The organism is Nitrosospira multiformis (assembly GCF_003050865.1).
In the GTDB taxonomy this organism is placed as follows: Bacteria; Pseudomonadota; Gammaproteobacteria; order Burkholderiales; family Nitrosomonadaceae; genus Nitrosospira; species Nitrosospira multiformis_E.
The window spans coordinates 33,791-44,797 of the sequence record NZ_QAOK01000018.1; the positions used below are offsets into that span (position 1 = coordinate 33,791).

11 protein-coding genes are annotated in these 11,007 nt (G+C 55.8%); 9 read left to right on the plus strand and 2 right to left on the minus strand.

Annotated features, from left to right (window positions below; genetic code table 11):
- Positions 1-130 precede the first annotated feature (130 nt).
- From hemC to C8R21_RS10320, 4 genes are all read left to right on the plus strand, one after another.
- Positions 131-1,096 (plus strand): hydroxymethylbilane synthase, encoded by a 966-nt coding sequence (gene hemC, locus C8R21_RS10305; RefSeq protein ID WP_107762612.1) that lies wholly within the window; start codon positions 131-133, stop codon positions 1,094-1,096.
- On the plus strand, positions 1,093-1,875 hold the full coding sequence (locus C8R21_RS10310; protein WP_107762613.1) for a uroporphyrinogen-III synthase: 783 nt from the start codon (positions 1,093-1,095) through the stop codon (positions 1,873-1,875). Before hemC ends, C8R21_RS10310 begins: the two co-directional genes overlap by 4 nt.
- A 61-nt stretch (positions 1,876-1,936) precedes the next feature.
- A complete protein-coding gene (locus tag C8R21_RS10315; RefSeq protein WP_107762614.1) occupies positions 1,937-2,986 on the plus strand; it encodes a uroporphyrinogen-III C-methyltransferase in 1,050 nt (349 codons plus the stop codon).
- On the plus strand, positions 2,983-4,221 hold the full coding sequence (locus C8R21_RS10320; protein WP_107762615.1) for a heme biosynthesis HemY N-terminal domain-containing protein: 1,239 nt from the start codon (positions 2,983-2,985) through the stop codon (positions 4,219-4,221). Before C8R21_RS10315 ends, C8R21_RS10320 begins: the two co-directional genes overlap by 4 nt.
- Before the next feature lie 80 nt (positions 4,222-4,301).
- Here C8R21_RS10320 and C8R21_RS10325 read toward each other — a convergent pair whose 3' ends face one another.
- Positions 4,302-5,351 carry a CDP-6-deoxy-delta-3,4-glucoseen reductase gene (locus C8R21_RS10325; protein ID WP_107762616.1) on the minus strand — a complete coding sequence of 350 codons (1,050 nt, stop codon included), beginning with the start codon at positions 5,349-5,351 and terminating at the stop codon, positions 4,302-4,304.
- A gap of 54 nt (positions 5,352-5,405) precedes the next feature.
- Here C8R21_RS10325 and C8R21_RS10330 point away from each other — a divergent pair, with 54 nt between their 5' ends.
- From C8R21_RS10330 to C8R21_RS10345, 4 genes are all read left to right on the plus strand, one after another.
- On the plus strand, positions 5,406-6,299 hold the full coding sequence (locus C8R21_RS10330; RefSeq protein ID WP_258192350.1) for an SDR family oxidoreductase: 894 nt from the start codon (positions 5,406-5,408) through the stop codon (positions 6,297-6,299).
- Positions 6,300-6,345: 46 nt separating this feature from the next.
- The gene (gene cutA / locus C8R21_RS10335) at positions 6,346-6,711 is read left to right on the plus strand and encodes a divalent-cation tolerance protein CutA (protein WP_107762618.1); all 366 of its coding nucleotides are present in this window, start codon (positions 6,346-6,348) and stop codon (positions 6,709-6,711) included.
- Between the two features lie 16 nt (positions 6,712-6,727).
- The gene (gene dsbD, locus C8R21_RS10340) at positions 6,728-8,698 is read left to right on the plus strand and encodes a protein-disulfide reductase DsbD (protein ID WP_107762619.1); all 1,971 of its coding nucleotides are present in this window, start codon (positions 6,728-6,730) and stop codon (positions 8,696-8,698) included.
- Positions 8,699-8,809: 111 nt separating this feature from the next.
- On the plus strand, positions 8,810-9,358 hold the full coding sequence (locus tag C8R21_RS10345; protein ID WP_107762620.1) for a TlpA family protein disulfide reductase: 549 nt from the start codon (positions 8,810-8,812) through the stop codon (positions 9,356-9,358).
- A gap of 68 nt (positions 9,359-9,426) precedes the next feature.
- Here the strand turns inward: C8R21_RS10345 and C8R21_RS10350 are convergent, their stop codons facing one another.
- Positions 9,427-10,404 (minus strand): sulfite exporter TauE/SafE family protein, encoded by a 978-nt coding sequence (locus tag C8R21_RS10350; RefSeq protein ID WP_107762621.1) that lies wholly within the window; start codon positions 10,402-10,404, stop codon positions 9,427-9,429.
- A gap of 131 nt (positions 10,405-10,535) precedes the next feature.
- Here C8R21_RS10350 and C8R21_RS10355 point away from each other — a divergent pair, with 131 nt between their 5' ends.
- On the plus strand, positions 10,536-10,907 hold the full coding sequence (locus C8R21_RS10355; protein WP_107762622.1) for a DUF2784 domain-containing protein: 372 nt from the start codon (positions 10,536-10,538) through the stop codon (positions 10,905-10,907).
- Positions 10,908-11,007: the final 100 nt, after the last annotated feature.

Here is an 11,007-nt window from a genome sequence, read left to right on the forward strand (position 1 = left end):
AACCTCTTCTCTGGAAGATGCGAACTCATGCCCTAAGTACTTCAGTTCAGTACTTCAGTCCGGCTTTGACGTCCGCCATGGTAAAATAAGTGCCAGCAGGATTTCCAAACTTTTGTTTATTTTAATAGGAATGCCTAATTCATCCACACCCAATAAAATAGTTATCGCGACACGGGAAAGCGCTCTTGCCCTGTGGCAGGCCAATTTCATCCGGGATCGCCTGGCAGAATTATACCCGCAAACGGAATTTCAAATATCCGGAATGACGACCCGGGGCGATCAGATTCTTGATGTGACGCTATCCAAAATCGGCGGAAAAGGTTTGTTCATCAAAGAACTGGAACAGGCGCTGGAGGAGGGGCGGGCTGACATCGCCGTGCATTCGATGAAGGATGTGCCGATGGATATGCCGACCGGATTCGCGCTGGCAGCGATCACGGAGCGTGAAGATCCGCGGGATGCATTTGTCTCCAACAAATATGCGACGCTGGATGCGCTTCCGCCGGGGAGCGTAGTGGGCACTTCCAGTCTTCGGCGTGAAAGCCAGTTGCGCGCGCGCTTTCCTCATTTGCAGGTGCAGCCGCTGCGAGGCAACGTCCAGACGCGTTTGCGCAAGCTGGATGAGGGCCAATTCGCAGCGATCATTCTGGCGGCAGCGGGATTGAAACGACTGGGGCTTGCGGATCGCATCACGGCGCTGCTGAGCCCCGATCTCAGCCTGCCCGCAGTAGGGCAAGGCGCTTTGGGCATTGAGTGCCGTGCAGATCGCTCGGATTTGATCAGGCTCATGGAACCGCTGCATCATATTCCCACTGCGCGCTGCGTCGAAGCCGAGCGTGCCATGAGTCGCGCCCTGGGTGGCAGTTGCGAAGTGCCATTGGGGGGCTTTGCCGAAATCAACGGAGACGTGCTTAGGCTGCGCGGATTTGTCGCCAGCCAGGATGGAATACGCATGATAAGCGATGAATTGAACGGGAGTCCCGATGATTGCGCTTCGATGGGAGCTGAGCTGGCAAAGAACCTGAAGGCAAAGGGGGCGGAAGAGATTCTGGTAGCGCTGGAATCGAAAGCGGTTGAACCCGTGAGCCATCCGTGAGCAAGCCGCTGACCGGGCTCCATATCCTGGTCACGCGTCCTTCCCATCAGGCTGAGGAGCTTGCTGAGAAAATACGAGCAGCAGGCGGAGAACCCTACCTGTTTCCGGTCCTGGAGATTCAGGATATCTCCGACCCGCGTCCATTGCTCGAATTGATCGAGCGCCTGGACGAATTCTATCTGGCGATTTTTGTCAGTCCCAACGCCGTCAATAAGGCGATGAGCGTCATATGTGCGAAACGCGCATTGCCGTTCGATCTCAAAATTGCGACAGTCGGTCAGGGCACTGCCAGAACGCTGCAACGATTCGGGGTGAGCGGAGTAATCGTGCCTGCGGTGCGATTCGACAGCGAAGCCTTGCTCGATATGGCAGAATTGGATCGTATCCATGTAGCGGGCAAGCGAATCATCATTTTTCGGGGCGACAGCGGACGCGAACTGCTGGGGGAAATGCTGAGGAAACGCGGCGCTTTTGTCGAATACGCGGAGTGTTACCGCCGGGTACGGCCGGAAGCGGAAATCGCACCGCTTCTCGCAGCCTGGAAGCGTGGTGAGATGAACGCGGTTACCGTTACCAGCAGTGAAGGGTTGCGCAATTTATGGGAGATGGTGGGCGACTCAGGCAGAACATGGCTTGAAAACACGCCCTTGTTCGTGTCCCATGAGCGCATCGCGGAGGTGGCGTGGAAATTGGGATTTAACCGCGTGATAGTTACCGCTGCCGGAGACGACGGGCTGGTTGCGGGTTTGCAGGATTATTTTTCCGGGCACGTCGGGTGAAAGGTGACGGTAAAGGTGAAAACCGCGAAGGGCGACAACACAATTTTGCTCCTACGCAATCATGAGCGTGGAAACTCAGCCTGCTGATATCGATCGACCACAGAAAACGGGGGCGAGATGGCTTGCGCGCGCCAATCCCCTGCTGGTTTTTGCTTTGATTCTGATCCTGGTTTTCGCCTGGCAATGGTACGACACGCGCAGTGAAATCGCAGGGCTGCGGCATGAGCTGGCAAGACGGCTGGCCGAAGCAGATACTTCAGGCAAGGAAGCGCGCAATACTGCAACTGATGCAGTCGAAGCGGGACGCCGTGCGGAAACAAAGCTCGACTTCCTTGAAGACAAACTGGCTGAATCGCAGAGCCAGCAGGTTGCCCTGGAAGCGCTTTACCAGGAACTTACGCGAAGCCGCGATGAAGCAATGCTGGAAGAAGTGGAGCAGTTGCTGCTTATCGCCAACCAGCAACTGCAACTGGCAAGCAACGTCAAATCCGCACTGATCGCAATGCAGGAGGCGGATAGCCGGCTCCAGCGCACTGAGCGCCCGCAACTGGCTTCCTTGCGAAAAACCATTGCAAAGGATATGGATCTGCTGAAGTCGGTGCCGTATGTCGACACCGCAGAAATCAGCATGCGCCTGGATAATCTTGTCGCCTCCGTCGATACGCTGCCGCTGGCGATGGAGTTTCGACCCCCTGAGAGTGCCTCGCCCCCATCTCCCGTTCCCGTCTCCGAAAATGTATGGCTGCGCTTTCTGCATCAAGTATGGGAAGATTTCAAACGGCTGGTGCGGATACAGCATATGGACAGTCCGGATGTCGCCCTGCTGTCGCCCTCGCAAGCGTACTTCCTGCGCGAGAATTTGAAGTTGCGGCTGTTATCCGCGCGGTATGCGCTGCTTGCGCACAACGGATCCAGCTTCAAGGCTGACCTCGATGCGTCCAGGGAGCAGATCAGGCGTTATTACGACACTCAAGCACAACCCGTTGTCGATTTCCGGGAAGCATTGCAGCAATTGGGCGAGACTGATATCGGCGCCGAGTTGCCGGGTATCTCGGCAAGTCTCGATGCAGTTCGTAACTACAGGTTGACGCGTGACCGGGGAAACAGGTGAAGGGGGCACTCTGGCTTCTGACCCTGTTCATGATTGCCGTGGCGGTTACCATCGCTGCCACCTATAACAGCGGCTACGTGCTGATTGTTGCCCAACCTTATCGTATAGAGCTGTCGCTCAATCTGCTGGTGCTATTGCTGCTGGTCGTCATTTCGATGGGTTACCTGGGAATGCGGCTTATTGTATTTACCGCTCGGCTGCCTGCCGAGCTGAGTGAATTTCGCACTCGCAGGCGCCGGGAAAAAGCCCTGGAAGGAACGCTGGATGGCCTCAAGGCGTTTTTCGAGCGGCGTTATGCGAAGGCGGAGAAATCCGCGGCCGCCGCCCTGAAAATGGAGGACTCCGCTGCTTTCAGCGCCATCAATGCCATCGTTGCCGCGCGCTCGGCCCATGGATTGCGAAATTATTCCCGCCGGGACGAGTTCATTGCCCAGGCCGAAAACAGTGCGCCGCAAGAAGTGGCATTACGGTTGATGACACAGGCTGAATTGCTTCTGGACGAACATCGGCCCGAAGAAGCGCTCGAGTTGCTGCACCGCCTGCCCTCCGGTGAGTTGCGTCGGCATACGGGTGCGCTGAAGCTGGAGCTGGAAGCCCAGCAGAACGTCGGAAACTGGGATGTCGTGCTGGAACTGCTCAGTCAGCTGGAACAGCGCGATGGTCCTGAGGCCAGCCTCATAAAACAACTGAGGTGCAGAGCACATATAGAGAATCTCAGAAGCAGAATGTTGAATCCGGGGGGGCTGAAGGAGTATTGGGAGGGTCTGTCTCCATCGGAAAAAAAGGATGGCAAAGTCGCTGCTGTTGCCGCACGCGGGTTTTCTGCAACAGGAGACTGCGCCATGGTTCATCATCTGGTCGAGCAGAGCCTGGAGAGCCAATGGGATTCGGAATTGGCAAAGCTCTATGCGGAATGCATCGGCAGCGATCCCTTGCGGCAGATAGAACGTGCCGAGGCATGGCTTGAAGTGCATCCCAGTGATGCATCCCTGCTGCTTGCTCTGGGAAAGCTCTGCGTCCAGGCAGAACTGTGGGGCAAGGCTCAGAGCTATCTTGAAGCGAGCCTGTCGGTCAAAGCGGGATATGCGGCGCACCTCGCGTTGGGGCAGCTGAATGAAAAGCTCGGGCAGCCCGAACTGGCAAGGGAACACTACAGCAAAGGATTGGAACTGGCTGTAAGGCAGCTGGAAACAGCCGCAATGACCAAAAATGGCCGAATAATGCGGATTGAATAGCGCCGGAAGCGTTCAGCTTTGATTCCATTCCCGAGGCCGCTTTGGAGAGCTGGGAAGAGAGAGGCGCAAGGAAGAAAACGTCACGCTTTTGCCGGACTGGCTGAAGTGGTTGAGGTGGTGAATGCGTCCGAAAAGAATTCTTCTTCCGGAAGGCCGCGCAAGCGCGTGAAATCCCTGTGAGCAGCCTCCACCATTGCCGGCGTGCCGCAAGCATACACCTGATAGCCGCTGAGATCGTCGAAGTCCTGCAGCACGGCCTGATGCACCAGGCCTGTCCTTCCGTTCCAGTTGTCAGATGGCAGCGGCTCTGATAGCACAGGGATAAAAGTAAAGTTGTCATGTTGCTCCTGCCAGCTTCCTGGCAATTCCGGCGTATACAAGTCACCCCTGGTGCGGTTTCCCCAATAGAGCACCATCTGCCGCTCGTGGCCGCGGGGATTGCGCCCTTGAAATACGTGCTCGAGGATGCTCTTGACCGGTGCAAATCCTGTGCCGCTGGCGACAAAGATGATGGGTTTATCCGAGTCTTCGCGCAGGAAGAACGTGCCGAGCGGTCCCTCAAAGCGGAGAATATCCCTCTCCTTCATCTGCGTGAACACATGCTCGGCGAACGCCCCGCCCGGATAATTACGCACATGCAACTGAAGCAGCTCATCGTCATGGGGAGCGTTGGCCAGTGAAAAACTGCGGCGCTTGCCGTTTTTCATCAGGATGTCGATATACTGCCCCGCCAGAAATTGCAGCCGTTCGGTGGCGGGAAGCTTGAGGGAGATGATCATCACATCGGGTGCGACCCGTTCGAGCTTTTGCACCCGGCACGGAAGGGTTTTGATCTTGATGTCCTTTATGGCGCTGATTTCGCGACATTCAATGACGAGTTCAGAGAGGGGTACAGCTCGGCAAAACAGTGCCATTCCGGCCTGTTTTTCCGTTTCCGTCAACGCGCTCTCGTTATAGCTGCCGAAATCCACTGTTCCCTGTATGATTTTGCCCTTGCAGGTCCCGCAGGCGCCGTTGCGGCAGCCGTAGGGAAGTGGAAAACCTTCCCGGAGCGCGGCCTGGAGAATAGTCTCGCCGGGCTGGGCGAAGAAGCTGTGCCCGCTCGGCTGGATGGTAATTTGATGGGACATGATTACGATTACGAATGATCCAGCAAAAATAAAAATGGAATGTCGGCAAGTAACATGAAAACGATAAAGCGAACACTCTTGATCGTGGGTTGCGGTGATATCGCCCTGCGTGCGGCTCCCCTGCTGCTAACACATTACCGTTTGCTGGGCCTGTACCGGAAGCCTGAGCAATGTGTTTCGCTGCGTTCGCTTGGGATTACGCCCGTGGCCGGTGATCTTGACATACCCGACAGCCTTGACAAACTGGCAGGCGCGGCAGATGCCGTTTTACATCTTGCTCCGCCGCCTGTCCGAGGTCGTACCGACACCCGTACCGCGCATCTCCTGGCGGCCTTGACAAGGCGGCCAAAAATGAAGCGCACAATGTTACCACAACGCTTTATCTACATCAGTACCAGCGGGGTATATGGGGATTGCAAGGGGGCTCTGGTAAACGAGACGCGCCCGATCAACCCTCTGACGGAACGTGCAGTGCGCAGGGTGGATGCGGAAAGGCGTGTCCGCAACTGGGGCCTGCGCAATGGCGTGAGTGTTTCGATTCTTCGTGTTCCCGGGATTTATGCCGGCGATCGCCTACCGCTCGCACGCTTGCGTGAGGGGGCGCCAGTGCTGGCATCGGAAGACGACGGTTATACCAATCATATTCATGCCGATGATTTAGCGCGCATCGTTGTTGCTGCGCTCCGATATGCGCGACCAGGCAGGGTCTATCATGCGTGCGATGATTCAAACCTGAAAATGGGGGAATATTTTGATCTGGTAGCGGACCGTTTTGCTTTGCCGCGTCCTTCACGCGTTCCCCGTGCCGAAGCAGAAGGCCGTATCGCACCCGGCATGCTCTCATTCATGCAGGAGTCGCGAAGGCTGACCAATATGCGGATCAAGCAGGAGTTGCGCGTACACCTGCGCTATCCCACGGTCGCAGAGTGCCTGCGCGCAGCAGGATAGACTGTAAAACAGGTAAAATAGGCCCATTTTAGATGGGAGCAAGCAAATGCCCCAACCGCTCCAACCCCACACCGATCGGGAAACGGAATACATACTCGTCATTACCGGCCTCCCCGACAAGACGCAGGCAGCCTCGCTGGCGCACAAGCTGATCGAAGAGCGGTTGGCCGCATGCGTCAACATACAGGGCGAGTGTACTTCCATCTACCGCTGGCAAGGCAGAATGGAAAGCGGGGTCGAGGTCCCGGTCTTTATTAAAACGGTTGCGCAGCATTATTCCTCGGTGGAGTGCCTGATAAAGTCCATGCACCCTTACGAACTCCCTGAAATCATTGCTGTCCCAATAAGCAGCGGGTTGCCCGCGTATCTGCATTGGATTTCCGGCGAAACGTCGAGTCCGGATAAAAATTGAAGAGAATCTGGTTGTCATGCCCCTGAACCGATATAGCCGATATTTCCTGCTGCTTCTCTGCTTTTTCAGCACAAGCGTTTTTGCGGAAGAAGGAAAAACTTCCGGATTTCTTTCAGGCTTGCAGCAACTGCGCTCGACCTTCAATCAGGATCAGGAGGAGCAGGAGCAGGAATTGTTGCCGCCAGACGAGGCTTTCAAGCTGAAGGTTAAGGTAAGGGACGCAAATACGCTTGTGGCGCAGTTCGAGCCGGCGAAGAACTATTATCTTTACAAGGATAAAGTTGCGTTCAAGCCACAGACTCCCGGAACCACCGTCGAAAACATTTCCCTGCCGCAGGGAAAGATGAAAAGCGATGTGACCTTTGGTGAGGTCGAGGTTTTTCACGAGCCGTTTGAAGCGCTGATTTCCCTGAAGCGGGACGCCCCATCGGCTGACAAACTGACTCTTGTTGCCACTTATCAGGGTTGCAACGAGCCCATCGGTGTCTGTTATGCACCCATAAGCAAGGTAATCGACCTGACGCTGCCGCTTGCAAAGGCAGCGGCTGGCGCGGTTGCCAATGCAGTGAGCACTGATGCATCCGCCCCACCAGGTACCGCTGGGGTACGGGCTGATGCCGCTGACGAGTTGTTCCGGTCGAATGGCGGTTCGGCCGCCGTCGAGACGGAATCGGTGGAAATCGAGAGGATGTTCCAGACCGGCAACTTCTGGCTGATTCTTACCGGCTTCTTCGGTATCGGCCTGCTTCTCTCCTTTACTCCCTGTGTATTTCCCATGTTCCCTATCCTGTCGGGCATTATCGCCAAGGGGGGGCAGCATGTTACCAAGCAGCGCGGATTCATCCTGGCCCTGGCCTACGTGCTTGGGATGGCCATTACCTACGCTATCGCCGGGGTGGCAGCGGGACTCTCCGGAGCAATGCTGTCGGCAACCCTTCAGAACGCATGGGTACTTGGCGCGTTCGCGCTGATCTTTGTAACGCTCGCATTTTCCATGTTCGGTTTCTATGAGCTGCAGTTCCCCACCTTTTTCCAGAGCAAGATTTCGGAAGAAGCCGGGCACCTCAAAGGCGGCCATCTGACCAGCGTATTCGGCATGGGCGCTTTGTCCGCATTGATCGTCGGGCCGTGCGTAGCGGCGCCTCTTGCAGGCGCGTTGCTGTATATCAGCCAGAGCCGCGATGTGGTGCTCGGGGGTTCGGCGCTCTTTGCCATGGCGCTGGGCATGGGCCTGCCCTTGCTGTTGCTGGGCGCCTCCGCCGGCGCCCTTCTGCCAAAAGCAGGTGCATGGATGGAAGGAGTCAAGCAGTCGTTCGGGGTATTGCTGCTCGGGGTGGCAATATGGCTGATATCGCCGGTGATTCCTGCCGTGGTGCATATGCTGCTATGGGCAGCGCTGTTGATCGTGTCGGCCATTTACCTGCATGCGGTTGACCCGCTGCGGCCGGGTGCTTCCGGTTTTCAGAAATTCCTCAAGGGGGTGGGCATGATTGCCCTGCTGACGGGCATCGCCTTGCTCATCGGCGTGTTTTCCGGCAGCCGCGATATCCTGCAGCCTCTTTCAAGGCTGAATATTTCAGCGGCTGACATGGAAGGGGTAAAAAAGGACGGTATCAACTCAAACGAGCATTTGCCGTTCCAGAGAGTGAAGTCGGTGGCGGAGTTGAAGCAGCAGATCCTTCAGTCGAGAAACAAATACGTAATGCTGGATTTTTATGCAGACTGGTGCATCTCCTGCAAGGAAATGGAACGTTTCACCTTCACGGACGCAGCTGTCCAGGCGCGATTGAAGGACGTTGTGCTGCTGCAGGTTGATGTGACAGCAGGTACGCCTGAGGACATGGAGCTTCTCAAGCGCTTCAAGCTGTTCGGGCCTCCCGCCATTCTCTTCATGGACAAAGAGGGGCGTCAAGTTCCCAACGTCAAGATCATCGGCTATCAGGACACGCAGGCTTTTCTGAAAATACTCAACGCGGTGCTGATCTAGCCTCCCCCCAGCGGCGCAATTTGATTGATCCGGAGTGCGAACAGGCAAGCCGGGCTCGTGAGTCGCGGTCGCCGGATCAGGATTTGAAGCTTATTTTTCTCAGGAAGAACAATGACAAAATTGCGACAGGTATTGTTATACACGGGCATTGCCATACTTGCGGTGGCAGCAGGAGTCTTATTGCGCGGCCAGCTGGCCAGCAAGGATATTGCCGCTCCGGATGCCGCTGTGGCTACTAAAGGCGCCGAAGCGATACTGGCGGCGAGTTTTCCTGATCTCGAGGGAAATATCCAGCCTGTTTCCCAGTGGCGGGGGAAAGTCATGGTGGTGAACTTCTGGGCGAGCTGGTGCACGCCATGCCGCGAGGAAATACCCGAGTTTATCTCCTTTCAGGACAAATTTCGTGATAAAGGACTGGTCTTCGTAGGCATCGCGGTGGATCAGAAAGAAAGGGCGGCAGCATTCAGCAAGGAAATGGGCATCAATTATCCGGTCCTAGTGGGAGATATGAAAGCGATGCAGATCGCGGGTGCCGCGGGCAACATCCAGGGTGCGCTGCCTTTTACCGTCGTGATTGACCGGAACGGTAAAATGATCGGTAGCAAACTCGGTCGCCTGAGTGAGAGCAAGCTCGAATCCATGATCGGACCTTTACTTTAGGGAACCGCTCAACAATCCCTCGCAGGCGCGGAAGATTGCATTTAGATTGTATTCCTCCGGCTTCTGCCCTAGCCTCCGAGCGCCCTGTACAGGTTATAAAGACTGGTTATAATGATCAGCGTGCCCACCAGTATGAGCAGGGTCTTCGCGCGCAGCTTCTTGCACAGAACTGCCGCAAACGGCGCGGCGAACAAACCCCCGAAGACCAGACCTGCGATGATGGGCCATGTATTGGTTTCCATCAGCAAGGTGAAAACGGCGGCGCCGGTCAGCGTCAGGAAGAATTCAGCGAAATTGACGGAGCCGATAGTCGTGCGCGGATCGTTTCCCGTACTGACCAGCGTGGATGTTACCACCGGCCCCCATCCGCCGCCTCCTGCCGCATCGACGAATCCGCCAAACAGGGCGAGCTTTCCCACATGCTTCGGCGGACTCTTGCGCAGACGCAAAGACCGGAATGCTTTGCTCAGAATGTAAATTCCCAGCAGCAACAGATACGCGGAAACATAGGGCTTGAACAGGCCGCCATCGACCTGCGTCACCAGCACCGCCCCCAGGATACCGCCAAGGATGCCGGGTACGAGCAGCCGGACAAACAAATCCTTGTTCACGTTGCCGAACTTGACATGCGAAATGCCGGAAACGCCGGTGGTAAAAATCTCGGCGATATGAACGCTGGCACTCGCAACCCCGGGGGTGGCGCCCGAAGCAAGCAGGAAAGTGGTGGCTGTCACCCCATAAGCCATTCCCAGGGCGCCATCCACGACCTGGGCGAAGAACCCGACTATCGCAGCATTCCAGAAAATGCTGCTGCTCAGGGTTTCGCCAATGATCTGCCAGCCCCCGAACCAGTTATTGGAAATAAAAAAACGACCTGCCAGAAAAAGGGTCAATACGATCAACACTGCGACGGCAAACCAGGCCGCCGCGTGAAGGAGCGGGTGAGTGCCGGGATGGGAGACCGGTTCCTCGACGGGAGGAATTCCCAATTGCTGATGTTCGATATTGATCGGGTTGCCTGACAGATCCAGGTTGCGAATCTTCATACCTTATTCCTGTCTCTTCTATAAGCGCCACACTATACCGACAGGCGTGAATATCCAGAAATAACCTAATAGAATATGTTTATTCTTTTGTTATTTTCGGAAGCGGATCAGTCCACAAACCTGTTCGACAGATGGCCGATATCATCCTAGTCATTCATTTTCTGTTCGTGTTGTTTGTCGTCGTCGGTCTGCCACTGATCTGGGCAGGCAGCTGGATAGGGGCGAGTTTTGTGCGAAATCGAAGATTCCGGCTTACCCACCTTGCCGCTATCCTGTACGTTACCGTCGAGTCCCTTCTTGGCGTGGTATGTCCGCTGACATGGCTGGAAGACGCGTTGCGTGGGAGGGCAACCGAAACCGGTTTCATCGAGCGCTGGCTGCACCTCATCCTCTTCCATGATCTTCCGGAATGGGTGTTTCTGGTAGCGTATGTATTGTTCGCGCTCCTGGTGGTCATTACTTTCCGACTCATTCCGCCGCAGCTGCGCCGTTCATCGCGATGATTTCCGGTCATAATTGACCCGCTTTTCTCCACAGCGTAAAGTCATGCATAGAAAGAAGTTCATGTACACGGGAGGTTGAAGCCTCTATACCCTTTTATCC